We start from the raw sequence: 25166 nt of genomic DNA on the forward strand, positions 1-25166 counted from the left end.
TCGGCTCACTTGGGCTCCTCCTGCCAGCGGTAGCCGCGGGGCGTCACCATGCGCCCGGCGATCTCGCGGGTCGCCGTGTTGCCCACGGTCACGACGGTCATCATGTCCACCGTCGCGGGATCGAGTCCCGCGAGAGTGGTGAGGCGGCTGCTCTCGTCGGGGCGCGAGGCGTTGCGGACGACGCCCACCGGCGTCGTCGGCTCCCGGTGCCCGGAGAGGATCGCGAGCGCCTTCGGGAGCTGCCAGTCACGGCCCCGGCTGCGGGGGTTGTAGAACGTCACGACGATATCGGCCTCGGCCGCCGCCCGTACCCGCCGCTCGATGACCTCCCAGGGGGTGTGGAGGTCGGAGAGGCTGATCGAGACGTGGTCGTGCCCGAGGGGCGCGCCGAGGATCGCGCCCGCCGCGAGCGCGGCGGTCACCCCGGGCACCCCGACCACGTCGATGTCGTCGGACGCCTCGGCCAGTGCGGGGGAGGCCATCGCGTACACACCCGCGTCCCCGCTGCCGATCAGCGCGACGGCCTGTCCGCGCCGGGCCTCGGACACCGCCGTGCGCGCCCGTTCCTCCTCGGCGCCGAGCCCCGACTCCAGGATCCGGGTGCCGGGCCGCAGCAGATCGCGGATCTGGTCGACGTACTGGTCGAGCCCGACGAGCACCGAGGCCCGCCGCAGCTCCTGCCTGGCCCGGGGGGTGAGCAGGTCACGGGCGCCGGGGCCGAGCCCGACCACCGCCAGCCGGCCGCGCGCCGGGCGGCGTACGACCGCACAGGTGGCCATCGCGGGCTGTCCGTCCGCCCGCGCCGACTTCCGCTTGGGGACCAGGAGTTCACCGCCGCGCAGCAGGGCCGCGGCCTCCGCCACGGACGGGGTGCCCAGGGCGGCGAGCGGCGCGCCGGAGGGGTTCGGCACGTCGACCGCCGCCAACTCCCCGGCGGTGTACGTGATCAGGGGCACCCCGAGCCGCTCGGCGGCCCCGACGACGCCGGGCTCCCCGGCCTTGGCGTCGACGGTGGCCAGCTCGGCGACGGACCGCGCGGACAGCCCGGCGTCGCGCAGAGCGTCCTCGACGAGTCCGAGCACCTCGTCCACGGGGGCGCCCTTCGAGGCGCCGACGCCGACGACGAGGGAGGGCGGGCGGAGGACCACCAGGCGCTCGGCGGGGGCGACGACCCGGTCGGTGACCCGGACCGTGTACGCGCCCTGCGCCCCGAGCGGCAGCGCGGGCAGCGGCCAGGGCGACTCGGCGTCCAGGGCGACGGGTTCGCCGTCCAGCAGGGCCCGGGTCACCCCGGCGACGTCCCCCTCCACGGGGAGGCCCAGCGTGTCCAGTCCCGGCACCCCCACCGCGTCCGTGGCCGTCGTCACCACCGGCTCGGCGCCGAGCAACTCGGCCACCTCGCCCGCCAGTTCGTTCGCCCCGCCGCCGTGCCCCCCGACGAGGGACACGGCGAACCGACCGGCCTCGTCGACGCACACGACACCGGGATCGGTGGTCTTGTCGCCCAGCAGCGGCGCGACCAGCCGCACCACCGCGCCCGTGGCGAGGAAGCACACCAGCTGGTCGCACTCCGCGAAGGCGCGCCGCACGGCGTCCCCGACGGAGGCGGTGTCCCCGCCGGCCCCGCCGGACCCGTCGTACACGCGGGTACGGGCCGGCCAGGCGGCGGCCAGCCGGTCGCGGGCAGCCGCGCCCGCCGCCGTGGCGGAAATCAGGCCGATCACTGGGAGACTCCTTCGGTAGGGGCCGGAGGCCGGACGCCCCACAGCAGGAAGACGGGATTGGTGGCAGCGAGCCGGGTGACGTTGCCCGGCAGCGGCGCGAGCCGGGACGACTGCAGCAGCACGCCGTCGCAGGCGAACCCCGCGGCCTCGAGCGCGTCCCGGGCCGCCGGGACCCGGTCCAGCGCGGCCATGGCGACGACGACGGCCCGCCGGGCGCGCCGCGCGCAGACCGCCACGATGGCGGGCAGCTCCCGTCCGCCACCGCCGATGAAGACGGCGTCCGGATCCTCCAGATCGGACAGCACGGTGGGCGCCGCCCCGTGCACGACCCGTACGTCGACCCCGTGCGCCCCGGCATTGGCCCGGATCCGGTCACAGCCGTCCCGCGTCTTCTCGATCGCGGTGACGGCGGCACCGAACCGCGCGCACTCGACGGCGACGGACCCGGAGCCCGCCCCGACGTCCCAGACCAGTTCCCCGAGGCGTGGCCCGATCCGGGCCAGCGCGAGTGCCCGTACCTCGAACTTGCTGATCATCGAGTCGCGGTGCGCGAACTCGCTCTCGTCCAGGGCCCACCGGTCGGGACCGGCGGCCGGCCCGGCCACCGTCCGCACGGGAGCCAGGACACGCGACTCGTCCAGGCACAGGACGACGCTGACCGCCGTACCCCAGTCGCGGGCCGCGGCCTCGGCGGGCGTGACCCGCTCCACGCGTTCGTGCGCGGGGTCGCCGAGGGCGCTCGCCACCACGAGGACGCGCGCGCCGGAGCGATGGGTGAGCGCGGCACCGAGTTCGGCGGGACCGGAACCGGGCCCGGTCAGCACGGCCACCTTCGGATGGGACCTGCAGACGTGCGCGGCCGTGCGCAGGTCACGCCCGTGGGCGCTCACCACCACCGCGTCGTCCCAGGGCAGCCCGAGCCGCGCGAAGGCGGTCGCGACGGACGAGACACCGGGCCGGACGTCCAGCCGCTCCGGCCCGAACCGCTCGGCCAGCGCCCGTACGATCCCGAAGAACCCGGGGTCGCCGGAGGCGAGCACGACGACCCGGCCGCCCTCCGCGTCTTCCGCGTCTTCCGCGCCTTCCTTCCGGTTCTCCTCCGCCTTCGCCAGGTACCGCTCGACGGTGTCGAGGGCGGGGGCGAGCGGGCCGAGGACGACCTGTTCGGCGCCCGCCGACAGCCGCGCGGCGGCCAGATGGCGCCGGGCCCCGACGACCAGTCCGGCCCGCGCCACGGCGGCCTCGGCGTCCGGTGGCAGCGGCGCCCCCGTCCCCGTACCGACGACGGTGATCACGACGTACTGCCGCGCCGCGCCGCACGCAGCTCCGCGCGGGCCCGCGGGTCGGCCTTGCGGAAGCCGTGGAAGTGACCGGGGTGGTAGAGGTGCGAACGGGTGCCGCTCGCGTCGAGCGCCGGACCGACGAGGAACAGCGTGTGCTTCCAGAGCTTGTGCTCCTTGACCGTCTCCTCCAGCGTCCCGATCGTGCACCGGACGATCAGCTCCTCCGGCCAGGTCGCCTGGTACGCGACCACGACCGGCGTCGAGGTCGGATAGCCGCCCTCCAACAGCTCCCGTACCAGCTGGCCGCTGCGGGCCGCCGACAGGAACAGCGCCATGGTCGTCCCGTGCCGGGCGAACTCCCGCACCTCCTCCCCGGGCGGCATCGGCGTCTTGCCGCCGCCGAGCCGGGTGAGGATCACGGACTGCGCGACCTCGGGAATCGTCAGCTCGCGCCGGGCGAGCGCGGCCACCGCGGAGAAGGAGGAGACACCGGGCACGATCTCGGTCTCCACGTCCAGGTCCGCGCACCGGTCGAGCTGCTCCTGCGTGCCGCCCCACAGGGACGGGTCGCCGGAGTGGATACGGGCCACCCTCAGGCCCTCGCGGGCGGCGCGCTCGTACACGGCCACGACGTCCTCCAGGGACATCGTCGCCGAGTCCAGGATCTCCGCACCCTCGCGCGCGTGTTTGAGTACCTCGGCCTGCACCAGGCTGGCCGCCCAGATCACGACGTCGGCCTCGGCGATCGCGCGCGCGGCGCGGAACGTCAGCAGGTCGGCGGCGCCGGGCCCGGCCCCGACGAAGGTCACCTTGCCGGTGGGGGCATCGGCCATGGGAATCGGTCCTCTCCTACGGAAACTCGGGTGCTGCGAAAAGATTTCGGTAGCCGGATCGGTGGCTACCCGCCCGTTGGACATGCGAGACCGGGGCCTGATCGGATAGCAAGGGCCTATGGCGGTCCTCGTCGCGCTCGGCGCGTTCCTGATGACGCTGGCCGGCGGCTGGACGGCACAGCGGGTGACCGACCGCCGTCATCTGGTGCTCGGCCTGGCCGGCGGGCTGATGCTGGGCGTGGTCGGCCTGGACCTGCTGCCGGAGGCCCTGCGCACGGCGGGCGACGTGGTCTTCGGCGTACCGGCCGCGCTGCTGCTGTTCGTCGCCGGGTTCCTCGTCGCCCATCTGGTGGAACGGCTGCTGGCCGCCCGGCAGGCCGCGCACGGCGGCGAGGAGTGCGCCGGCCGGGCGCCGGAGGTGGGCCTGACGGCCGCCGCCGCGATGGTCGGCCACAGCGCCATGGACGGCGTCGCGATCGGCGCCGCCTTCCAGGTGGGCGGCGGCATGGGCCTGGCGGTCGCCCTCGCGGTGGTCGCGCACGACTTCGCGGACGGCTTCAACACCTACACGATCACGAGCCTGTACGGGAACGCGCGCCGCAAGGCGATCACGATGCTGTTCGCCGACGCGGCGGCCCCCGTCGTCGGCGCCGCCTCCACGCTCTTCTTCACCATCCCGGTGGACCTGCTCGGCGGCTATCTCGGCTTCTTCGGCGGCGTCCTGCTGTACCTCGCCGCCGCCGAGATCCTGCCCGAGGCGCACCACGAGCACCCGGCCCGCTCGACCCTGCTGTTCACGGTCGCAGGCGCGGCCTTCATCTGGCTGGTGGTGGGCCTCGCCGGAACCGGATGATCTCTCGTCGCTCACAGTTTCCCGCCGCGTCCGCCGTCCCGCCGGGCGGGCGCGATGAGCGTGGAGAGGTACGGCAGCGGCTCGCCGCCCAGGTCGGCGGCGGGCCGGATGGACTCGCCCTCCAGACCGAGCGCCGAACCCCACACCGCGTCGTCGATCCGCCCGGTCTCCCGCAACGCGCGGGCCACCTCGTGCGCCTGCCGTCCGAACTTGTACGCGACGACCGTGCCGGGCCCGCTCAGGGCGTCCTTGAGCACGGCGGCCCCGGCCGTCACCGGTACCAGGGTGAGCGGCTCGGTCCCCTCCGTGAGCACGGCCCCCGAGCGGGCGGCGAGGTCCTGCATGGCGGTGATGCCGGGCACGGTCTCGATCTCCGTCCCCGGGACGAGCGCGCCGATGGTGTGCGCGAGATAGGTGAAGGTCGAGTACACGTTGGGGTCGCCGATGGTCGCGAAGGCGACGGTCGTGTGCCGCTCCAGCAGCTCCGCGACCCGCGCGCCCGCGGCGTCCCAGGCGGCATCCCGGCGCGCCCGGTCGGTCCGCTCGTTGAGCGCGAACACGATCCGCAGGACCTTCTCCGCGGCCACGTAGTGCAGGACGGTCGCCTCGGCGCGCCCGCGTTCCCCGGTGTCCATGACGGGCACCACGACCACCTCGGCGGCACGCAGCGCGTTGACGCCCTTGACGGTCACCAGCTCCGGGTCTCCGGGGCCTACGCCGACTCCGATCAGCTTGCCGCTCATGACGTCAGGCACCTCTCCACGAACCGACGGGCGACACCGGGTACGGACGCCCAGTGCGTGTGCAGATAACTCGCGTGCACACCTTGTTGTACGAAACCCTCGACGCGCGGACGCGGGGCGCGCACCCCCCAGGCGGGAGCCGCGCCGGCGCCGGGCTCCACGACCGTCCGGTGGAACTCGTGCCCGCGCATCCGGGTACCGGCCGCGGCGAGCACGCTGTCGGACACGGCCACGGCGTCCCGGTAGCCCAGGGTGAGCCGCTCGTCCATCCGGGCCGTGACGTCGAGCACCCCGCACATCGGCTGTCCGTCGAGCTCGCGCGAGAGATACAGCAGACCGGCGCACTCGGCGGCGACGGGCGCGCCGCCGGACGCCAGCCCGGCCACGGCCTTGCGCAACGGCTCGTTGGCGGACAACTCGGGCGCGTACACCTCGGGGAAGCCCCCGCCGATCACCAACCCGCCCGTTCCCTCCGGCAGTTGCTCGTCACGAAGCGGATCGAAGGTGACCACGTCGGCCCCGGCGGCGGTGAGCAGCTCGGCGTGCTCGGTATAGGAGAAGGTGAAAGCGGGGCCACCGGCGAGGGCGACGACCCTCGGCCCCCTCGGGGCGGGGGAAAGGGACGGCGGGGGCGACGAGACGACCGCCTCGGTGGCGTTCCAAGCCGCATCGGTCAACTCACCCGCACCACGCGCCAACGCGAACAACGCGTCCAGATCGCACCCCTGCCGCACCTGCTCGGCCATGGCCCGCACGGCGTCCACGGCGTCCGCGCGCCGCTCGGCGACGGGCACCAGTCCCAGGTGCCGGGACGGTGTGTCCACCTGCGGAGCGCGCCGCAGCACTCCGAGCACCGGCACCCCGGACGCGTCCAGCGCCTCCCGCAGCATCTCCTCGTGCCGGTCGGACCCCACCTTGTTGAGGATCACCCCCGCGACCCGCACCCCGGGATCCCAGGAGGCGAACCCGTGCACCAGCGCGGCCACGGACCGTGACTGCGACGAGGCGTCGACCACCAGCACCACCGGCGCCCGCAGCAGCTTCGCCACCTGCGCCGTGGACGCCAGGTCGCCCTGCCCGGCCGCTCCGTCGTACAGGCCCATCACACCCTCGACGACGGCGAGATCGCATCCCCGCGCCCCGTGCGCGAACAGCGGCGCGATCAACTCCGTACCGCACAGGTACGCGTCGAGGTTCCGCCCCGCACGTCCGGTCGCGAGCGCGTGGTACCCGGGGTCGATGTAGTCGGGCCCCACCTTGTGCGGGGACACGGCGAGCCCCCGCGCGGTGAAGGCCGCCATCAGCCCGGCGGCGACGGTGGTCTTGCCGCTGCCCGAGGAGGGCGCGGCGATGACCAGCCGGGGGACGGACGTCACCACTCGATGCCCCTCTGGCCCTTCTGGCCGGCGTCCATCGGATGCTTGACCTTCGACATGTCGGTGACGAGATCGGCGGCTTCGACCAGCTTCTCGGGGGCGTTGCGTCCGGTGATCACCACATGCTGGGTACCGGGCCGGTCCCGCAGCACCGAGACCACCTCGTCCACGTCCACCCACCCCCAGTGCATGGGGTACGCGAACTCGTCGAGGACGTACAGCCGGTACGTCTCGGCCGCGAGGTCCCGCTTGACCTGCTCCCAGCCCTCCCGGGCCTTCTCCTCGTTGGTCGAGTTGTCGCCCTGGAGGCCGCGCTGCACCCAGGACCAGCCCTCGCCCATCTTGTGCCAGTCGACGGACCCGCCCTCACCGCTGGCGCCCAGCACCCGCAGCGCGTTCTCCTCGCCGACCTTCCACTTCGCCGACTTGACGAACTGGAACACCCCGATGGGCCACCCCTGGTTCCAGGCGCGCAGCGCGAGCCCGAAAGCGGCGGTGGACTTCCCCTTGCCCACGCCCGTGTGCACCACGAGCAGCGGCCGGTTGCGCCGCTGACGCGTCGTCAGTCCGTCGTCCGGTACGACACTCGGCTGCCCCTGCGGCATTACGCGGCCCTCCTCGAAGTTCCCTGCACATCGCGCACGAGCCCGGCGATGGAATCCGCGCGCAGCTCGTCCAGCGTCACCGCCGTCCCGCCCAGTTCGTCCGCGAGCCGCCCCGCGAGCCCGAGCCGCACCGGCCCCGCCTCGCAGTCCACGACCACGGAGGCCACTTGGCCGGCCGCGAACAGCCGTGCCGCGCGCCCCGCGAGCGCGACCGGCTCGGGCCCGCCCGTGGCGCGTCCGTCGGTCACCACGACGACCAGCGGCCGGCGTGCCGCGTCCCGCAGCCGCTCGACCCGCAGCACCTCGTGCGCGCGCAGCAGCCCGGCCGCGAGCGGCGTCCGCCCGCCCGTGGGCAGCGACTCCAGCCGCGCCGCGGCCGCGTCCACCGAGGAGGTGGGCGGCAGCGCGACCTCGGCGGCGGAGCCGCGGAAGGTCACCAGACCGACCTTGTCCCGCCGCTGGTAGGCGTCGAGCAGCAGGGACAGCACCGCACCCTTCACGGCACCCATCCGCTGCCGCGCCGCCATCGATCCGGAGGCGTCCACCACGAACAGCACGAGATTGCCCTCGCGCCCCTCACGGGTGGCCTGGCGAAGATCGTCCCGTCGTACGACCAGACCGGGACCCGAGCGTCCCCGCGCCCGCTGGTGCGGCGCCGCCGCCTGTACGGTCGCCGCCAGGTGCAGCTTGGTGAGCGTGCCCCGGGGGCGCCGCGAGCCCGTCGTCCGGCCGTGCTCGGTCCGCGCCCGGGAACGCCGGCCGGCCGCGCCCTCGCCGAGACCGGGCACGCTCAGCACCTTCGTCCGGAAGGGTTCGGCGGCCCGCACCGGGGACTGCTCGCCGGCGCCCTGCCCGGCCGGCGCCTTTCCGTCCTGCGAGGGCTCGCCCTGTGCCGGGACGTCACCTGAGGGGGCGTCGCCCTCCGGCCCGTCCTGCGGCGGCCGCCCGCCCCCACCGGGACCGTCGGGGTCGGGGTCGGGGTCGGGATCCGTGTCGGGGTCGGGCCGCGGATCGTCGTCGGAACCGCCGAACTCCTCCAGCGTCTCGTCGAGTTTGTCCTCGTCGAGACCCGGAGCGTCGAAGGGGTTGCGCCGACGCCGGTGCGGCAGCGCGAGCAGCGCCGCCTGCCGTACGTCCTCGGGCAGCACCTCGGTGCGCCCCGCCCAGGCGGCCAGCGCGGTCGCGGTCCGGGCCATCACGATGTCGGCCCGCATCCCGTCCACCTCGAACGCGGCACAGGTCGCCGCGATCTGCCGCAGTGCCGGGTCCCCGAGGCGCACCGACGGCAACAGCCGCCGCGCCGCCGCGATCCGCGCCCGTACCGCGGACTCCTCGTCGGCCCACCGCGCCGCGAAACCGTCCGGATCGTCGTCGTAGGCGAGCCTGCGCCGGACGACCTCGACCCGCTGGTCGGGCTCCCGGGAGGCCGCGACCTCGACGGTCAGCCCGAACCGGTCGAGCAACTGCGGCCGCAGCTCGCCCTCTTCGGGGTTCATGGTCCCGACCAGCAGGAAGCGGGCCGCGTGCCGGACCGAGACGCCCTCCCGCTCGACGTACGAGGCACCCATCGCCGCCGCGTCCAGCAGCAGGTCGACCAGGTGGTCGTGGAGGAGGTTGACCTCGTCCACGTACAGGATCCCGCGGTGCGCGTCGGCCAGCAGGCCGGGCTCGAAGGCCTTCACGCCCTCCGCGAGCGCCCGCTCGATGTCGAGCGCGCCGACGAGCCGGTCCTCGGAGGCGCCGACGGGCAACTCGACCGTACGGGCCGGCCGCGACAGGTACGGGCCGCCGTCGTGCGGCCCGTCCGGGCACGCGGGGTCCGGCGCGTCCGGATCGCACGAGAAGCGGCACCCGGAGACGACGTCCACCTCCGGCATCAGCACGGACAGCGCGCGCACGGCGGTGGACTTGGCGGTGCCCTTCTCCCCGCGGACCAGCACACCGCCCACCGCGGGTGAGACGGCGTTCAGCAGCAGCGCGAGCCGCAGGTCGTCCTGGCCGACCACGGCCGTGAACGGGAACGGGGTACTCACTGGTCGTCGCCCTCCAAGTCGCCTTCGAGCTCCAGATAGGTGGCGCGCAGCCGCTCCAGGGTGTCCGCGTCCGGCTCGGCCCACAGCCCCCGGTCGGCGGCCTCCAGGAGCCGTTCGGTGATGCCGCGCAGCGCCCACGGGTTGGACTTCTTCATGAAGTCCTGGTTCTCCGCGTCGAAGACGTACTCCGCGCTGAGCTTCTCGTACATCCAGTCGTCCACGACCCCGGCGGTGGCGTCGTAGCCGAAGAGGTAGTCGACGGTCGCCGCCATCTCGAAGGCGCCCTTGTAGCCGTGCCGGCGCATCGCCGCCATCCAGCGCGGGTTGACCACCCGGGCGCGGAAGACACGGTGCGTCTCCTCCCCGAGGGTGCGGGTCTTCACCTGGTCGGGCACGGCCGAGTCACCGACGTACGCCTCCGGGCTCGCGCCCGTCAGATGGCGCACCATGGCCACCATGCCGCCGTGGTACTGGAAGTAGTCGTCCGCGTCGACGAGGTCGTGCTCGCGGGTGTCGACGTTCTTGGCCGCCACCGCGATGCGCCGGAACGCGGTCTCCATGTCACCGCGCGCCGCCCGGCCGTCCAGCCCGCGCCCGTAGGCGTAGCCGCCCCACACCGCGTACACCTCGGCGAGGTCCGCGTCGGAGCGCCAGTTGCGGGCGTCGATCAGCGGCAGCAGGCCGGCCCCGTAGGCACCCGGCTTGGAGCCGAAGATGCGCGAGGTGGCGCGCCGCCGGTCGCCGTGTTCGGCGGTGTCCTCGTCGGCGTGCGCGCGGATGTGGTTGAGGTCGGCCGGCTCGTCCAGCTCCGCCACCGCCCGCACCGCGTCGTCGATGAGACCGACCACGTGCGGGAACGCGTCCCGGAAGAAGCCGGAGATGCGCACCGTGACGTCGATGCGGGGGCGGCCCAGTTCCTCGGGGGGGACGATCTCGAAACCGGTCACCCGGCGCGAGGCGTCGTCCCAGACCGGACGGCAGCCCAGCAGCGCCAGGATCTCCGCGATGTCGTCGCCCTGGGTGCGCATCGCGGACGTGCCCCAGACCGTCAGACCGACGGACTTCGGGTACTCGCCGGTGTCCTGCAGATATCGCTGCACCAGCGAGTCGGCGAGCGACTGCCCGACCTCCCAACTCAGCCTGGAGGGAATCGCCTTGGGGTCGACCGAGTAGAAGTTGCGGCCGGTCGGCAGGACGTTCACCAGACCGCGGGTCGGCGAGCCCGACGGACCGGCCGGGACGTAACCGCCGTCCAGGGCCCGCAGGATGTGGGTGATCTCGTCCGTCGTCCGGGCCAGCCGCGGCACGACCTCGCGGCAGGCGAACTCCAGCACCGCGACGGCGTCAGGGAGTTCGGTGCCCAGCACCTCGCGCAACAGAGCGGGCACGGCCGCGCCGTCCCAGCCGCGTTCCTCCATGCCCTCGGCCGCGCGGCGGCACAGCTGCTCCAGCAGGTCGATCGCGTCGGCGCCCGTCCGCGCCGGTCCCCCGACGAGGTCCGTCAGTTCCACCGGCACCTTCACCGGCGCGCCGGGCTCGCTCAGCAGGTCCTTCTCGGACAGCCCGAAGTGCGCGGCGAGAGCGGCCCGCAGACCCGGCAGCGCGTTCGCGGCGCCACCCCACACCTGGGAGGCCCGCAGCACCGCCAGGACCAGGTTGACGCGCGGTTCGGCCTCCGGGCCACCGCCCAGGACGTGCAGGCCGTCCCTGATCTGCACGTCCTTGATCTCGCAGAGATAGCCGTCGATGTGCATCACGAACGCGTCGAAGTCGCCGTCGTCCGGCTGGTCGTCGACGTGCAGGTCGTGATGGAGCTCGGCCGCCTTGACGAGCGTCCAGATCTGCGCGCGGACCGCCGGGGCCTTCGTCGGGTCCAGGTCGGAGACGAGGGCGTACTCGTCGAGGAGCTGCTCCAGCTTGGCGAGGTCGCCGTAGGTGTCGGCGCGCGCCATCGGCGGCACCAGGTGGTCGACGACGGTGGCGTGCCCGCGCCGCTTGGCCTGGGTGCCCTCGCCCGGGTCGTTGACGATGAAGGGGTAGACGAGCGGGAGTTCACCGAGCACGGCGTCGGGCGCGCAGCCACTGCTGAGCCCCAGTCCCTTGCCGGGCAGCCACTCCATCGTGCCGTGCTTGCCCATGTGCACGACGGCGTCCGCGCCGAAACTGTTCTCCAGCCAGCGGTAGGCCGCCATGTAGTGGTGCGACGGCGGCATGTCCGGGTCGTGGTAGATCGCGATCGGGTTCTCGCCGAAGCCGCGGGGCGGCTGGATCATCACGACGACGTTCCCGAACCGCAGGGACGCCAGGACGATGTCGTCGCCGTCCACGTACAGGTTGCCCGGCGGTTCGCCCCACGCCTCCAGCATGCCGTCCCGCAGCCCGGGGTCGAGCCGGTCGAACCACGCCCGGTAGTCGGCGAGCGGTACCCGCGCCGGTGCGGTGGCCAGTTGTTCCTCGGTGAGCCACTCGACGTCGTGGCCGCCGGCGGCGATGAGACGGTGGATCAACTCGTCGCCGTTGTCCGGGTATTCGGTGAGGGAGTACCCGGCGTCCCGCAGCGCGTCCAGCACCCGTACGGCGGACGCGGGCGTGTCCAGGCCCACCGCGTTGCCGACCCGGGAGTGCTTGGTCGGGTACGCGGTGAAGACGAGCGCGAGCTTCTTCTCCGCGTTCGGCTTGTGCTTCAACCGGGCGTGCCGTACCGCGATTCCGGCGACGCGCGCGGCCCGTTCGGGATCGGCCACGTACACCGGGACGTCGTCGGGGCCCTGCTCCTTGAAGGAGAACGGCACGGTGATGAGCCGCCCGTCGAACTCCGGGATGGCGACCTGCATCGCCGCGTCCATGGGGGAGAGGGCGGCGTCCGACTCGTCCCAGGCCCGCTTGGACGAGGTCAGACAGAGCCCCTGCAGCACGGGGACGTCGAGGTCGGCGAGGGCGCCGATGTCCCAGGCCTCGTCGTCGCCGCCCGCGGACGCCTCCGAGGCGTGCGTGCCACCCGCCGCGAGCACGGTGGCGACCAGCGCGTCGGTCCTGCCGAGGATGTCGTACAGCCCGCTGTCGGCGCCGCGCAGCGAACCGCAGTACACCGCGAGGGCGTTGGCGCCGCGCGCCTCGACCGCGTCGCACAGCGTGTCGACGAAGGCCGTGTTGCCGGCCAGCTGGTGGGCGCGGTAGAAGAGCACACCGACGGTCGGACGGCCCTCGACGAAGGCACGCTCGCCGTGGACGCCGAACTCGGGCATCTTGCGCGGCTCCTCGAAGCCCTCGCCGGTGAGCAGCACGGTGTCGGAGAGGAACCGGGCCAGTTCGGTGAGGTTCCCGGGGCCGCCCTCGACCAGATAGCGCAGCGCCTCGGCCACCACACCGGCCGGCACCGACGAATCGGCCATCAGCTCGGCGTCGGGGACGCTCTCGCCGCCGAGCAGCACGGTGGGGACACCGGACGCCTTCAGGAAGGCCAGGCCGTCCTCCCAGGCCCGCTTGCCGCCGAGGAGCCGTACGACGGCGAGGTCGGCGCCCTCGACGAGCGCGGGGAGTTCGTCCGTGACGTCCACCCGGGTCGGGTTGCCGATCCGGTAGGCGGCGCCGGAGGCACGGGCCGCCAGCAGATCGGTGTCGGCGGTCGACAACAACAACACTGTGCTCATGCGGGCGCTCCCGGTGGAATGAAAGGCAGTCCTTGCGGCGCGCCGGACTCGATGAGCCGCCACAGCGCGTCCGTGTCCGCGTGTTCCTCGATCAGATCGCCGAGCCGGTCCAGCTGCTCCTCGCGCAGCGCCCCGAACGACGTGTCGGCGGCCGGTACGAAGCGGCGGCCCGCGGCGGCCGCCACCTCGCGCAGGAAGGCACGCCGGAAGCCGTCCGACTCCAGCGAGCCGTGCCAGTGGGTACCCCAGACGGCACCCACCCGGCACCCGTCCAGGAAGGGCTCGCCACCGGTCACCTCGGCGACGCCGTGATGGATCTCGTACCCCTCGACGTGTTCCCCGAGTGCCTCGCCGGCCGGGCGGGTGAGGGTCTTCTCGTGAGCGAACCGCACCCGGACGGGGAGGAGTCCGAGCCCGTCGACATGCCCGGCCCGTGACTCGACCTCGTCCTCGATGTGGTCCCCGAGGAGCTGGAAGCCGCCGCAGATCCCCAGCACCGGGCGGCCCTCGGCGGCCCGCCGGGCGAGCGCGTCCGCGAGGCCCCGCTCGCGCAGCCACGCCAGCGCCCTCACGGTGCCCCGGGTCCCCGGCACGACGACCAGGTCCGCGTCGGCCAGTTCCGCGGCCCGGTCCACGAACCGCACGACGACGCCGGGTTCGGCGGCCAGCGCGTCCACGTCCGTGAAGTTGGACATCAGCGGGACCGCGCAGACCGCGACGCGCAGGACGTCCTCGTCGACGGGCCCGGCGACCGCCGACTCCCGCACGGCACCGCGCAGCGACACGCGCAGGCCGTCCTCCTCGTCGATCCCGAGGCCGTGCCGGAAGGGCAGGACCCCGTACGTACGGCGTCCGGTGAGGTCCTTCAGCATGTCGAGTCCGGGCTCCAGCAGGGACACGTCGCCGCGGAACTTGTTGACCAGGAACCCGGCGACGAACTGCTGGTCCTCGCGGGACAGGAGCGCGACCGTCCCGAAGAACGAGGCGAACACGCCGCCGCGGTCGATGTCGCCGACGACGAGCACGGGCAGCCGCGCGTTGCGCGCGATCCCCATGTTCACGATGTCGGTCCGCCGCAGATTGATCTCGGCAGGACTGCCGGCCCCCTCACAGATCACCGCGTCATACGTGCCCCGCAACTCGGCGAGGCAGTCCAGCACGGTGCCCAGGAGCTGTCGCTGCCTACCGCCGTGGTAGCCGCGGGCCGTCATCTCGCCCACCGGCCTGCCCATGAGCACGACCTGACTGCTCCGGTCGCTGCCCGGCTTGAGCAGCACGGGGTTCATGAGCGCGGTCGGTTCCACCCGGGCGGCCTGCGCCTGCATGGCCTGGGCGCGCCCGATCTCGGCGCCCTCGCGGGTCACGAAGGAGTTCAGGGACATGTTCTGCGCCTTGAAGGGCGCGACCTTGACGCCCTGCCGCACCAGCCACCGGCAGATCCCGGCGGTCACGACGCTCTTGCCGGCGTCGGAGGTGGTTCCGGCGACGAGGAGACCGCCGCTCATGTCGTACGCCCCTTCGTGAGTGGTCCGTTGGCGAGCAGCCGCCCGGCCAGCAGCCGTCCCGCGGCACTCACGCCGAGGGCGAGCCAGCCGACGCGCCGCGACAGCCGCACGGCCCGTTCGATGTCGCCGACGCGCACGGCGCGCCCGCCGTCGTTGAGGACGGGCCGGTGCTCGATCCGGCCGGCGTACGAGAGGGTCCCGCCGAGCCGTACCCCGAGTGATCCGGCGAACGAGGCTTCCACGGGACCGGCGTTGGGGCTCGGATGCCGGCGGGCGTCGGTGCGCCAGGCGCGCACGGCCCCGCGCGGGTCGTCGCCGGCGACGGCGGCGAGCGCCGCGGTCAGCCGTGCTCCCGGCCAGCCCGCGACGTCGTCGAGGCGCGCGGAGGCCCAGCCGTAGCGCAGGTACCTGGCGGATCTGTGTCCGACCATCGCATCGAGCGTGTTCACGGCGCGGAACGCGACCAGTCCGGGCACACCGCCGACGGCTCCCCACACCAGGGCGCCCACCACGGCGTCGGAGGTGTTCTCGGCGACGGACTCCACGACGGCGCGCGCGATGCCGTCGCGGTCCAGTGCCAGGGGGTCGCGCCCGCACAGGTGCGGCAGCCGCGCTCGGGCGGCCTCGACGTCATCGGCGCCGAGCGCGGCACCGATCGCCCGCGCCTCGCGCCCGAGGGAGGTGCCCCCGACGACGGCCCACGTGGCGGCGGCGGTCAGGGCGACGGAGGCGGTACGGGAACGGCGTACGCCACGGCTCGCCAGCGCGGCGAGCACACCGGCGCCGCCGACGCAGACGGTGGTGTGCAGCGCTCCCCAGCCGCGGTGGTCGCGCCACAGCATCCGCTCCACGGCGCCCGCGGTCCGCCCGAACGCGGCGACCGGATGGCCCCGGCGGGGATCGCCGAGCAGCAGGTCGCCGAGGAGGCCGGTGGCGGCGCCGTACGCGAAGACGCGATCGGCACGCACGGGGTCAGCCCGCCGTGGGGTGAAGTGGAACCCTCGTACTCATCAAGACCCGCAACGGGCAGCCGCGCATGGCGATATGTCCTCACTCAGGGTGTCCGCGCCCTGGTTCGACGAGACCGGCGGTGAGAGTTCCTGGCTCCCGGGGAGTTCCTTCCCCGGTCACAGTGGCGGGACCGCGCCGGATTCACACCGGCTTCCTCTTCTGTCGCCGTACTTGGCTCCGGCAGTCCACCACGGGTTGCAGGACCCGTCAACTTGCCGTTGACCTGCGGGGGGAGAGTGTGCGAAGGCCCACATGGCGAGGGGCGGGGGAGGACGTGTGCGGGGGGTGCGGCACGGCATGCGCGTGGGGTGCGGGACGGCGATCCGTCCCGCACCCCACGTGAAGTGCTGCCCGTTTCAGGCTGTTTGCCGGGGCGCGGTCACTTGCCGACGATGAGATAGATCCCGTAGGCGACCGCCGCCGCGCACGCGGCGAAGCAGACGTACGCGCCGGTGACCGCGAGAGCGGCCGAACCGCCCTGGGCGGACGCGGACTCGCGCTTGGTGAGGCCGACGATGCCGAGGGTGAAGAGGCCGACGAGGGCCACGGTGACCACGAGGCTGACTCCGAAGACGGAGCCGAGGGCTGCCCAGTCGATGTTCATGCTGTTCTGTCCTTACACCGTGGCCGGGCGGGTGGGCTCCGCGTCCGGGGACGGGATGGTGGTCTTCAGATCGCCGGACAGGTCTCCGGTGACGGGGCCCGCGGGCGGCGGGGTGACCGCGGCCATCGCGGTGGTGACGACGCCGGCCGGCTCGGCGGCGTCGTTGACGTTGTCGATGGTGACCGGCTGGCGGCGGGACAGCGTCCAGATGGCGCCGGCGCCGGCGACCAGCAGCGCGCCGGTGAGGACGATGCCCCAGGTGCCCTGCTTGGTCAGGAACTCGGCGGCGGCACCGGCCAGTCCGGCGGCCGGCAGGGTCAGGCCCCAGGCGACGAACATCCGGGTCGCGGTCGACCAGCGGACGACACCGCCCTTGCGGCCGAGGCCCGAGCCCATCACGGCACCGGAGCAGACCTGGGTGGTGGAGAGGGAGAAGCCGATGTGCGAGGAGGCCAGGATGGCCGTCGCGGCGCTGGTCTGGGCGGCGAAGCCCTGCTGCGGGGCCAGGTCGGTCAGGCCCTTGCCCATCGTGCGGATGATGCGCCAGCCGCCCAGGTAGGTGCCGAGCGCGATGGCGGTACCGGCCGAGACGATGACCCAGGTGGGAGGGTTCGAGCCGGGGGCGATCACACCACCGGTGACCAGGGCGAGGGTGATGATGCCCATCGTCTTCTGGGCGTCGTTCGTGCCGTGCGCCAGCGAGACCAGACCGGCCGAGGCGATCTGGCCCGCGCGGTAGCCCTTGGCGGTCGCCTTCTGGCCGGCGCGGTCGCTGATCCGGTACGTCAGCCGGGTGGCCAGCATCGCGGCGAGTCCGGCCACGATGGGCGCGGCGACCGCGGGGAGCAGCACCTTGGTGACGACGGTCGAGCCGTTCACCGACGACCAGCCGGCCGACATGACCGCGGCGCCGATCAGACCGCCGAACAGTGCGTGGGAGGAACTGGAGGGCAGACCCAGGAGCCAGGTCAGCAGATTCCAGAGGATGGCGCCGACGAGCGCCGCGAAGATCACTTCGGTACGTATGCCCTCTTCGTTGATGAGTCCGCCGGAGATCGTCTTGGCGACCTCCACCGAGAGGAACGCACCGACGAGATTCAGCACGGCGGACATGGCCACCGCCGTCTTGGGCTTCAGAGCGCCGGTCGAGATGGTCGTCGCCATCGCGTTGGCAGTGTCGTGGAAACCGTTCGTGAAATCGAACACGAGAGCGGTGACGATCACGATTCCGAGGAGGAGCGTGATGTGTTCCATTTACCCAGGCTTCTGTTTGACGTCAGTGGCACGTGGACCGTAGGCAACCTGAGTGAACGGAAGATGAACTGAGGCAGGCTTAGGGGTGTATCGAACCATGGATCGCCCCTCCGTTTGTGCCGGTGTGGATACCGGAGGGGGGACCCAGGGTTCGAACGAAGGCGGAATATCGGGCTCCGCTAACCCTTCGCGAGCCTCTTCAGCCGGGCGCTGGATCCGTTGAAGAGATCCTGGTCACCCGGCAGGGTCCCCTTGTTGTCGTACTGCCAGAACGTCCAGGTCGACCAGCCGCCCGGCAGTGCGCCGATGTCCGCGGTGTCGTAGCGGGCCAGCCAGAGGGGGTGGTCCGCGGCGAAGGCGTGGCTGTCCCCGGTGCAGGTGTTCCACCAGTGGGCGGTCGTGTAGATCACCGGGCGGCGGCCCGTCTCCCGTTCGAGCTCGTCGCTGAAGTCCTGGATCCAGCTCACGAGCCCGGCCTTGGTCATGCCGTAACACTTGTGCTTGCTGTACGGGTTGTACTCGATGTCGAGCGCGGGCGGCAGCGTCCGGCCGTCGGCCTGCCAGGCGCCCCCGTTGCGCACGAAGTACTCGGCCTGGGTGGCACCGGACGACTTGTCCGGCACCGCGAAGTGGTAGGCGCCGCGGAGGATCCCCGCGTCGTAGGCCCCGTTGTACTGCTGGTCGAAATAGGGGTTGCGGTACGTGTGGGACTCGGTGGCCTTCACATAGACGAACCGGGCGCCCTTCGCCCTCGCCCGCTGCCAGTCGACGTACTTCTGGTGCGAGGAGACGTCGTGCCCCCTGGGTACACCGGCCGCGGTGGCCGGCGCGCCTGCGAGCCCGGTCGCGGTGGCGGCGAGCGCAGCCAAGGCGGCGCTCGCCGCGAGGGCGCGGGCGAGGGTGCGGGCGTGGCGACGGAACGGCTGGTGACCACGGGCCATGCTTCCCCCCGGAATGGCGTCGTGCACGGCAAATCCCCCAGAGGTTAGTGGAAGATCATTCAATACATGCCGATCACCGGCCAATAGCTTTAAAGAGGTGATCTGTCCGCATATGCACCCTTACGGACGTACGCCTTCCGCCCCGAAGTGCCCTCGCCGCCGCCCGGTTGGCGTCCGTCCTGGCAGGATCGCGGGCATGGCGGAGCAGCGGCGGGACGCGCGGGTCGGACGGGACGCGGGGGAGGGCGCGGACGGTGCGCGGGCGCGGGAGGTGGCGGACGCGTGGGGCGAACTCGTCGCGACGGCCCGTCGGACGGTGGCCGACGGGCTGGTCGTCGGAACCTCGGGCAACGTCTCCGTGCGGGTCGGCGACACGGTCCTGGTCACGCCGACCGGAGTGCCCTACGACCGGCTCACGCCCGACGACGCCGTCGGGGTCGGCCTCGACGGCCGGCAGACCCTCGGCGTCCTTCGTCCCACCAGCGAACTGCCGATGCATCTGGCGGTCTACCGCGCCACCGACGCGCGCGCCGTCGTCCACACCCACGCCGCGCACGCGACGGCGGTGTCCACGCTCGTGACCGAGCTTCCCCTGATCCACTACATGGCGGGCGCCCTCGGCGGACCCGCCCGAGTTGCCCCTTATGCGCCTTATGGAAGCCCCGAGTTGGCCGAGAGCATGCTTCGGGCGCTGACCCGGCGCACGGCCTGCCTCCTCCAGAACCACGGCACCGTCGCGTACGGAGACTCCCTGGACCAGGCGTACGACCGCACCGCCCAGCTGGAGTGGATGTCCCGCGTGTGGCTCCTGGCGTCGTCCGTGCCGGGACTGTCGCCCGCGCTGCTGTCGCGGGAACAGCTGGGGGAGGCGCAGGAGCGGCTGCGGGGGTACGGCCAGCCCGGCCCGGACGCGGACGGCGTGCCGGTCGCGTAACGGGCGCCACGGCGTCGTGTCGCTTCACCGCGGGACCGCGCGCCCGCTTCGTCCCGGGGCCGTGTCGCTTCGCCGCCGCCCCGGGACCCCCGTCGCCGTTCCCGGACGAGGAGCCGTCGGTCGCGCTCCCGCTGGCCGACAACGGGATGCGCCGTGAGACTGAACCCGTGCGTACTGCCAAAGCGACGGCCGCGGCCGTCACCGTAGCCCTGGCCGCGAGCGCGGCCTCCGTGGCGGTGGGACGGTTCGCCAGCGACGCCGCGCTCAAGACGTCGCCCGGCCGGCCCCTGCCCACCGAGCCCCGGCTCACCGTGCACGCAACGGCCCCGGGCCGGATCACGCTCACCCGTGCCCTGGCCTCCCGGCGACCGGGAACGTACGGACTGGCCGGCGACGGCTCGCACGCGGTCGTCGGCCCGGTCCTGGAGAACGCGCCCCACACCGCCGACACGGTCGTACGCCGCCTCGAACACGTCACCCACGGCACCCTGCGGCCCGGCGACCGGGTCTGGCTCACCCCGAACCTGTACGTCGGCAACCCGAGCACCGCGCTCGGCCTCGACCACGCCGACGTGGACGTGCCCGGCGAGCTGGGCCCGCTGCCCGCCTGGTTCGTGCCCGGTGTCCGCGACACCTGGGTGATCACCGTCCACGGCCTGGGCGCCACCCGGGAACTCCCGATGAACGTGATGCGGTTCCTGCACCGCAGCCGGCTCCCCGTCCTCGACCTCGCCTACCGGGGAGACGTCGGCGCGCCCCGCCCCCCGGACGGCCTCGGTCACCTCGGCGAGACCGAGTGGCGCGACCTGGACGCCGCGCTGCGCTACGCGGTCCGCTACGGCGCCGCGCAGGTCGTCCTCTACGGCTGGTCCACCGGCGCCACCATGGCCCTGCGCACCGCCGCCCACTCCGCCCTGCGGGACCGGATCGCCGGGCTGGTCCTGGACTCCCCCGTCCTCGACTGGGAAGCCACGCTGCGCGCCCTCGCCACCGCCCGCCACACCCCGAGGGCCCTGCTGCCGCTCGCGGTCCGGGCCGCCCAGGGCCGCACCGGACTGCACGGCGACCGCTCCTGGCAGGCCGCCGATCCCGACCGGCTCACGGTGCCGACGCTGGTGGTGCACGGCCCGGACGACGTCCTCGCCCCCTGGGGACCCTCGCGCCGACTCGCCCGCCGCCGCCCGGACCTGGTGACCCTGCACACGGTCGCGCAGGCCCCGCACGGCGCCCTGTGGAACGCCGACCCCACGGAGTACGAAGAGGTCCTGCGCCGCTTCCTGACCCCCCTGATGTAGGGGCCCTGCCCGCCGCACGGGAACCGGCGACGGCCGCCCCGGCACACGGCACCACTTCTTCCGCGCGGCGTCCGGGAGCCCCGTGCCGACCCTCCCGCGCGGCGCCGCGAGCGCTGTGCGGACCCTCCCGCGCGGCGCCGCGAGCGCTGTGCCGACCCTCCCGCGCGGCGTCCGGGAGCCCCGTGCCGACCCTCCCGCACGGCGCCGCGAGCCCCGTGCCGACCCTCCCGCGCGGCGCCCCGGCGAAGGCACCGGCAGGCTTCCGGTTGGGATCGGACCAAGTCGCACGGGGCCGCGAGCACACGTGTCGAGCCCCCGCAAAACCCCGTGCATTGGCCACCCCTGTCGCCTGCTGTGACATTCCGTTTGGGTTTTCGGACCGCCAACCGGAAGACTGCACCTGTGACGTCCCGTAACCCGCGCGACTCCAGGCTCCGACTCGTCCGCCCGCGGCCCCTGGCTGCCGCCCCCCGAGCGGTGACCCAGCGCAGCTCGCGCCGACCCGCACCCCGCCCCCCCGAGGGCACCCCGCCGCCGGCGGAACTCGCCCGCATGGCGCGCGCCGGCCTCGCCGACGCGGCCCGCGTCGCCCGCTGGGCCGACTCCATGCTCGGTCCGGGGCGCGACGGCGCGACCCCCGACGACAAGGGCACCCTCTCCGAAGCGACCGCCGAACGGGCCGCCGAGGAATTGGGCCTGACCCCGGTTCAGGTCCGCGCGGACTGGGACACCGCACGCCTCGCGGGCCTGGTCGAGGTGCACGGCGACATCGCCCGCCCAGGCTGGCGGCTGCGCGCCTGGAACCGCGACGACAGCGCCGTCCTGCGCGGCTGGGTCGCCCTCTTCGACGCCTGGTCGCTCGCCCATCCGGAGCCCGCGGACCGTGAGGCGTCCGCCGTCGCCGAGGTCGTCTCCGCGATGCCCCAGGTGCTCTCCTTCCTCCAGCTCTCCGCCGGGCCCGTCCCCGTGGAGCAGCTCCTCGACCTCCTCGAACAGCGGGTCACGGAGCTGCGCACCGAGCGCTGCGAGATCCCCTACGGCCCCCAGCCGGAGCCCGCTCCGGAGACTGCCGCGCCCTCGGACACGGACGCCCCGCTCGCCCCTCTCCTCGACTGGGCCCTGCACGCCCTCGCCGCCGTGGGAGCGCTCACCTGCGCCGACGGACAGGCCACCCTCACCCCGCTGGGCAGCTGGGCGGTCTGGGTCAAGCTGGAGCAGATCTGCGTCGCGGCGCAGAGCCCCGCGGGGAACATCGAGCAGCCCGCCGCGGACATGCTCCGCGGCTGTGCCCAACTGCGCCCGAACGCGGCCCGCGCCGAGTACCGCGCGTGGCTCGCCGCCCGCCCCGTCGGCAGCGCCGTCACCGAACTCCTGGCGGCCGCCCGCGGCGAGGACGCCCTCACCCGCGGTCTCGCCTTCGAGGCGCTGCGGGTGGTCGGCGCCCCGGCCGAGCCCGATGTGCGCTCCGTGGCCGAGGAGAGCTGGCTGCGCCCCTACGCCCTGCTGTGGCTCGCCGAGCACGACGGCCACGACCCGGAGGACGCCCACGAGGTGCTCACCCGCGAGGAGTCCACCTGGCTGTGGGTCGACACCGCCGCGGCGGTCGCCGACCACGGCGAGGCACCGCTCCTCGTGCGCCACCTGGAGTCCGCCGTGCAGCCGACCGTGCCCGCGCTCCTCGACGAGGTGCGCGCCGTCGGGCACCCCCGCACCGTCCAGGTCCTGGTCGCGCTCGCGGCCGCGCACCCCGACCCGGCGCTCGCCAAGGCCGTCCGCCGGGCCGCCTTCCAGGTGCACACCGGAGGGAGCTGAGCGGCGCCCTGGGGTGCGCCGCGAAAGCCCCGCCCGCCTCGCTCCGGGCGGACGACGGGACCTTTCGCTACCCGCCCTGGGCGCCCGTCTCCGGCGCGTACGTGCCGAAGCTCCAGATGTTGCCCTCGGCGTCGCGGGCCAGGTAGTCCCGCGAGCCGTACTCCTGGTCGGTCGGGGGCATCAGGATCTCCGCGCCGTGGTCCAGGGCGCGCCGGTGGTGTGCGTCGACGTCGTCCACGACCACGTACACCCCGGTGGGGCCGGCGTCCTTCATCGCGGTGTCGAAGACGCCGCCGCGGCCCTTGGAACCGAGCATGACCGCTCCGGTGCCCTGGACCAGCTCGGCGTGCATCACCGTGCCGTCCTCGCTCTCGTACACCGACAGCTCCGTGAAGCCGAAGGCCTCCGTGAGCTGCCTGATCGCCGCCTTCGCGTCCGCGTACAGCAGTGTCGGGTAGATGCTCGGACGTCCGCCGTCCATGCCCGCCATACCGACCACTCCTTCTCGTCCCGCCGCCGGAATGTGACCTGCCCCACAGTCTCGCACCGGCCACTGACAACGCCCCGGACGGCGGGACCGGGCCGTCAGCGGAAGGTGTTGCACTGCGCCATGTCGCCGGTGCGGTAGCCCTGGTAGAACCACTGCTGCCGCTGCGCGGCCGAGCCGTGCGTCCAGGTCTCCGGCGTCACCCGCCCCTGGAACCTCTGCTGGATCCGGTCGTCGCCGACGGCCGCCGCCGCGTCCAGCCCGTCGCGGATGTCGGCCGCGGTGAGACTGCTGAGCAGCGGCCTGCCCGTCGACGGGTCCTTCGTCGTCGTCGCGTGGTGCGCCCACACCCCGGCGTAGCAGTCGGCCTGGAGCTCCAGCTTCACCGAGTTGCTGGTCGCACCCGAGACACCGTCCTGGGCCCGGCCCAGCGTCCCCATCAGGTCCTGCACATGGTGCCCGTACTCGTGCGCCACCACGTAGGCCTGTGCGAACGGACCGCCGCTGGAGCCGAACTTGGTGCGCAGGTCGTCGAAGAAGCCCAGGTCCACGTAGACCTTGCGGTCGGCGGGGCAGTAGAAGGGCCCGACGGCCGAGGTCGCGGTGCCGCAGGCGGTGGCCACCCGGTTGCTGAAGAAGACGGTCGGCGAGCGTGTGTACACACCGTCGCGCCGCGCGAACTCCTGTGCCCAGAAGTCCTGCACGCTGTTGACCACCGCGACGACGCGGCAGTCCTCCTTGGCGTTCGCGTCGCGCCCCGTCCGGCACGTCTCCTTGATCTGGTCGAGCGAGGAGGAGGTCGCCGCGGGCTGGTCGTTGCCGGAGGAGAGCCCGAGCTGGTCGGGTCCCACTCCGAAGAACAGCCCGAGCAGCAGCGCGACCAGGCCGGCGATACCGCCGCCGACGGTCGCCCGGCCACCGGGGATCCGGCTGCCGCGCGCATCCTGCACCTCGGAGGTGTCCAGGTCGGCGTCGTCGTCGAACTGCATGGGCGCACCATCCTCCGCGTCCGGCCGCGTACGTCGCTCCGTGCCGCCATCCTCGTACGGCGTCGGCTCCCCGGCTCCGGGCGGAGGGCCGAACGGGGGACCTCCGCGCGGCCGGGCGCCGTGTCCCCGTGAAGCCACGCCGGGACATGCCTACGCTCTGCGCCGGAGCCCGGGCAGGGGCGAAGGAGGGGGCAGGGGTGTCCACTGCGCCGGTCGAGGCGACACGGTCCGCGCGGACCGCCGGGCCCGTACGGACCACGGAGTCGGTACGGACCGCGGAGCCTGTAGGGACCAAAGAGTCTGCACAGACCACGGAGCCTGTAGGGACCACGGAGTCGGTACGGACCACGGAGCCTGTACCGACCGACGGGTCGGCTCGGTCCGAAGGGTCGACTCGGACCTTCCGGGCCCCAGACTGCCGAACGCTCCCCGCGCCGCCTCCCCCCGCGGTCCGCCGCCGTACGGCTCGCGCCCTGCTCCTCGTCGCCGTCGCGCTGCTGCTCGCCGTCGCCCACCAGGCACGTCCCGCCCCCTACGGGGACCGGCTCGTGCTCCACGCGCGCGTAGGCCACACACAGGGCACGCCGCCGTCGTCGAGGCCCCCGCTGCGGACGACCGCCGCCGCCGTCGAGGCCTACGACGCGGCGACCGGCCGCGCCCGCTGGACGTACGCGCGCGAGGGCCGCCGCCCGCTGGCGGTGCTGCCCGCGCGCGGGCACGCGATCGCGCTCTGGGACGACGGGCTGGTCACCGACACGACGCGTCGCGACGGGAGCGCCGTCCGCTGGCACCGGGCACTGCCCGAGGCCGCCCGATGGCTCGCGGACCACGGGGCGACCGGCGTGCTGCGGCTCCTGGGCGACGGCATGCTCGCCGTGATCACCCCCGAACGTGTCGCCGCCTACCGCGTGGCCGACGGCGACCTGCGCTGGATCCTGCCCGCCCGGCCCGGCTGCCGCTTCGTGCCCGCACGTGCCGTTCGTCACGGCGCGGTGCTCCTGATCGCCCGTCCCTGCCCCGCCGAGGACCGCTGGACGGCAGGGCTCGTCGCGGTGGACGACCTGGGCGTCGTCGCCCCGCACCGCGCCCCGCTGGGCAACGGACGGCGGGGCGAGAGTCACAGCGCCGGACACCCGCGCCCAGGAAAAGTGGTTGCACCGCCCCGTTAGACTTGGCCCATGGCCATTCTCCTCGCGCATTAGACGGCGGGAACGTCCTCAGCCGCCCACCCCGC

20 protein-coding genes and 1 riboswitch are annotated in these 25166 nt (G+C 73.7%); of the genes, 5 read left to right on the top strand and 15 right to left on the bottom strand.

Going from position 1 to position 25166, the window contains the following annotated elements:
• Nucleotides 1-5: 5 nt before the first annotated feature.
• From cobJ to cobM, 3 genes are read right to left on the bottom strand one after another with little or no spacing between them, the layout of a single operon-like run.
• Complete coding sequence (cobJ, locus tag ACFVTC_RS06500) at nucleotides 6-1724, bottom strand: precorrin-3B C(17)-methyltransferase (RefSeq protein WP_390124545.1); 1719 nt, start codon at nucleotides 1722-1724, stop codon at nucleotides 6-8.
• On the bottom strand, nucleotides 1721-3019 hold the full coding sequence (gene cbiE / locus ACFVTC_RS06505) for a precorrin-6y C5,15-methyltransferase (decarboxylating) subunit CbiE (RefSeq protein ID WP_390124547.1): 1299 nt from the start codon (nucleotides 3017-3019) through the stop codon (nucleotides 1721-1723). The genes cobJ and cbiE overlap by 4 nt, the downstream gene beginning before the upstream one ends.
• The gene (gene cobM, locus ACFVTC_RS06510) at nucleotides 3016-3840 is read right to left on the bottom strand and encodes a precorrin-4 C(11)-methyltransferase (RefSeq protein WP_390124549.1); all 825 of its coding nucleotides are present in this window, start codon (nucleotides 3838-3840) and stop codon (nucleotides 3016-3018) included. The genes cbiE and cobM overlap by 4 nt, the downstream gene beginning before the upstream one ends.
• Nucleotides 3841-3958: 118 nt before the next feature.
• On the opposite strand from cobM, the gene ACFVTC_RS06515 reads away from it, so the two are divergent.
• Nucleotides 3959-4693 (top strand): ZIP family metal transporter, encoded by a 735-nt coding sequence (locus ACFVTC_RS06515; protein WP_390124551.1) that lies wholly within the window; start codon nucleotides 3959-3961, stop codon nucleotides 4691-4693.
• An 11-nt stretch (nucleotides 4694-4704) separates the two neighbouring features.
• Here the strand turns inward: ACFVTC_RS06515 and cobI are convergent, their stop codons facing one another.
• The 10 genes from cobI to ACFVTC_RS06565 form a co-directional block, all read right to left on the bottom strand.
• Nucleotides 4705-5436, bottom strand: a complete 732-nt coding sequence (cobI, locus tag ACFVTC_RS06520; protein ID WP_390124553.1) for a precorrin-2 C(20)-methyltransferase — start codon at nucleotides 5434-5436, stop codon at nucleotides 4705-4707.
• Nucleotides 5433-6815: a cobyrinate a,c-diamide synthase gene (locus ACFVTC_RS06525; RefSeq protein ID WP_390124555.1), complete on the bottom strand. Its 1383-nt coding sequence runs from the start codon at nucleotides 6813-6815 to the stop codon at nucleotides 5433-5435. Before ACFVTC_RS06525 ends, cobI begins: the two co-directional genes overlap by 4 nt.
• Nucleotides 6809-7417, bottom strand: coding sequence for a cob(I)yrinic acid a,c-diamide adenosyltransferase (gene cobO, locus ACFVTC_RS06530; RefSeq protein ID WP_390124558.1), 609 nt, complete (start codon nucleotides 7415-7417; stop codon nucleotides 6809-6811). The genes ACFVTC_RS06525 and cobO overlap by 7 nt, the downstream gene beginning before the upstream one ends.
• The gene (locus tag ACFVTC_RS06535) at nucleotides 7417-9450 is read right to left on the bottom strand and encodes a putative cobaltochelatase (protein ID WP_390124560.1); all 2034 of its coding nucleotides are present in this window, start codon (nucleotides 9448-9450) and stop codon (nucleotides 7417-7419) included. The genes cobO and ACFVTC_RS06535 overlap by 1 nt, the downstream gene beginning before the upstream one ends.
• Nucleotides 9447-13100, bottom strand: coding sequence for a cobaltochelatase subunit CobN (gene cobN, locus ACFVTC_RS06540; protein ID WP_390124562.1), 3654 nt, complete (start codon nucleotides 13098-13100; stop codon nucleotides 9447-9449). The genes ACFVTC_RS06535 and cobN overlap by 4 nt, the downstream gene beginning before the upstream one ends.
• The gene (locus ACFVTC_RS06545; protein WP_390124564.1) at nucleotides 13097-14605 is read right to left on the bottom strand and encodes a cobyric acid synthase; all 1509 of its coding nucleotides are present in this window, start codon (nucleotides 14603-14605) and stop codon (nucleotides 13097-13099) included. The genes cobN and ACFVTC_RS06545 overlap by 4 nt, the downstream gene beginning before the upstream one ends.
• On the bottom strand, nucleotides 14602-15573 hold the full coding sequence (locus tag ACFVTC_RS06550; RefSeq protein ID WP_390124566.1) for a cobalamin biosynthesis protein: 972 nt from the start codon (nucleotides 15571-15573) through the stop codon (nucleotides 14602-14604). The genes ACFVTC_RS06545 and ACFVTC_RS06550 overlap by 4 nt, the downstream gene beginning before the upstream one ends.
• 105 nt (nucleotides 15574-15678) lie before the next feature.
• Nucleotides 15679-15822: riboswitch (cobalamin riboswitch) on the bottom strand.
• 173 nt (nucleotides 15823-15995) lie between these two features.
• Entirely contained in the window at nucleotides 15996-16220 is a 225-nt protein-coding gene (locus ACFVTC_RS06555; protein WP_153291313.1) for a hypothetical protein, read from the bottom strand.
• Nucleotides 16221-16232: 12 nt separating this feature from the next.
• The gene (locus ACFVTC_RS06560) at nucleotides 16233-17474 is read right to left on the bottom strand and encodes an anion permease (RefSeq protein ID WP_390124568.1); all 1242 of its coding nucleotides are present in this window, start codon (nucleotides 17472-17474) and stop codon (nucleotides 16233-16235) included.
• A 179-nt stretch (nucleotides 17475-17653) separates the two neighbouring features.
• Nucleotides 17654-18415 carry a lysozyme gene (locus ACFVTC_RS06565; protein WP_390124570.1) on the bottom strand — a complete coding sequence of 254 codons (762 nt, stop codon included), beginning with the start codon at nucleotides 18413-18415 and terminating at the stop codon, nucleotides 17654-17656.
• Between the two features lie 196 nt (nucleotides 18416-18611).
• On the opposite strand from ACFVTC_RS06565, the gene ACFVTC_RS06570 reads away from it, so the two are divergent.
• The 3 genes from ACFVTC_RS06570 (at nucleotide 18612) to ACFVTC_RS06580 (ending at nucleotide 22456) form a co-directional block, all read left to right on the top strand.
• The gene (locus ACFVTC_RS06570) at nucleotides 18612-19349 is read left to right on the top strand and encodes a class II aldolase/adducin family protein (RefSeq protein ID WP_390124572.1); all 738 of its coding nucleotides are present in this window, start codon (nucleotides 18612-18614) and stop codon (nucleotides 19347-19349) included.
• 167 nt (nucleotides 19350-19516) lie between these two features.
• A complete protein-coding gene (locus ACFVTC_RS06575; protein ID WP_390124575.1) occupies nucleotides 19517-20644 on the top strand; it encodes an alpha/beta hydrolase family protein in 1128 nt (375 codons plus the stop codon).
• Nucleotides 20645-21046: 402 nt separating this feature from the next.
• Nucleotides 21047-22456, top strand: a complete 1410-nt coding sequence (locus ACFVTC_RS06580; protein ID WP_390124577.1) for a hypothetical protein — start codon at nucleotides 21047-21049, stop codon at nucleotides 22454-22456.
• A 67-nt stretch (nucleotides 22457-22523) separates the two neighbouring features.
• Here the strand turns inward: ACFVTC_RS06580 and ACFVTC_RS06585 are convergent, their stop codons facing one another.
• Entirely contained in the window at nucleotides 22524-22946 is a 423-nt protein-coding gene (locus ACFVTC_RS06585) for a VOC family protein (protein WP_390124579.1), read from the bottom strand.
• A 95-nt stretch (nucleotides 22947-23041) separates the two neighbouring features.
• Nucleotides 23042-23932 (bottom strand): neutral zinc metallopeptidase, encoded by an 891-nt coding sequence (locus ACFVTC_RS06590; RefSeq protein WP_390124581.1) that lies wholly within the window; start codon nucleotides 23930-23932, stop codon nucleotides 23042-23044.
• 548 nt (nucleotides 23933-24480) lie between these two features.
• Between ACFVTC_RS06590 and ACFVTC_RS06595 the strand changes: the two genes are divergently transcribed.
• Nucleotides 24481-25101, top strand: a complete 621-nt coding sequence (locus ACFVTC_RS06595) for a PQQ-binding-like beta-propeller repeat protein (protein ID WP_390124583.1) — start codon at nucleotides 24481-24483, stop codon at nucleotides 25099-25101.
• Nucleotides 25102-25166: the final 65 nt, after the last annotated feature.

This window comes from Streptomyces sp. NPDC057950, from assembly GCF_042887295.1.
Lineage (GTDB): Bacteria > Actinomycetota > Actinomycetes > Streptomycetales > Streptomycetaceae > Streptomyces > Streptomyces kaempferi.

What these genes read in the sequence shown, in the direction of transcription:
- ACFVTC_RS06570 (WP_390124572.1), top strand. Translation starts at nt 18,612, where the DNA reads ATGGCGGAGCAGCGGCGGGACGCGCGGGTCGGACGGGACGCGGGGGAG.
- ACFVTC_RS06545 (WP_390124564.1), bottom strand. Translation starts at nt 14,605, where the DNA reads ATGAGCGGCGGTCTCCTCGTCGCCGGAACCACCTCCGACGCCGGCAAG.
- ACFVTC_RS06560 (WP_390124568.1), bottom strand. Translation starts at nt 17,474, where the DNA reads ATGGAACACATCACGCTCCTCCTCGGAATCGTGATCGTCACCGCTCTC.
- ACFVTC_RS06555 (WP_153291313.1), bottom strand. Translation starts at nt 16,220, where the DNA reads ATGAACATCGACTGGGCAGCCCTCGGCTCCGTCTTCGGAGTCAGCCTC.
- cobN (WP_390124562.1), bottom strand. Translation starts at nt 13,100, where the DNA reads ATGAGCACAGTGTTGTTGTTGTCGACCGCCGACACCGATCTGCTGGCG.
- cobM (WP_390124549.1), bottom strand. Translation starts at nt 3,840, where the DNA reads ATGGCCGATGCCCCCACCGGCAAGGTGACCTTCGTCGGGGCCGGGCCC.
- cobO (WP_390124558.1), bottom strand. Translation starts at nt 7,417, where the DNA reads ATGCCGCAGGGGCAGCCGAGTGTCGTACCGGACGACGGACTGACGACG.
- ACFVTC_RS06590 (WP_390124581.1), bottom strand. Translation starts at nt 23,932, where the DNA reads ATGCAGTTCGACGACGACGCCGACCTGGACACCTCCGAGGTGCAGGAT.
- ACFVTC_RS06565 (WP_390124570.1), bottom strand. Translation starts at nt 18,415, where the DNA reads ATGGCCCGTGGTCACCAGCCGTTCCGTCGCCACGCCCGCACCCTCGCC.
- ACFVTC_RS06515 (WP_390124551.1), top strand. Translation starts at nt 3,959, where the DNA reads ATGGCGGTCCTCGTCGCGCTCGGCGCGTTCCTGATGACGCTGGCCGGC.
- ACFVTC_RS06585 (WP_390124579.1), bottom strand. Translation starts at nt 22,946, where the DNA reads ATGGCGGGCATGGACGGCGGACGTCCGAGCATCTACCCGACACTGCTG.
- cobI (WP_390124553.1), bottom strand. Translation starts at nt 5,436, where the DNA reads ATGAGCGGCAAGCTGATCGGAGTCGGCGTAGGCCCCGGAGACCCGGAG.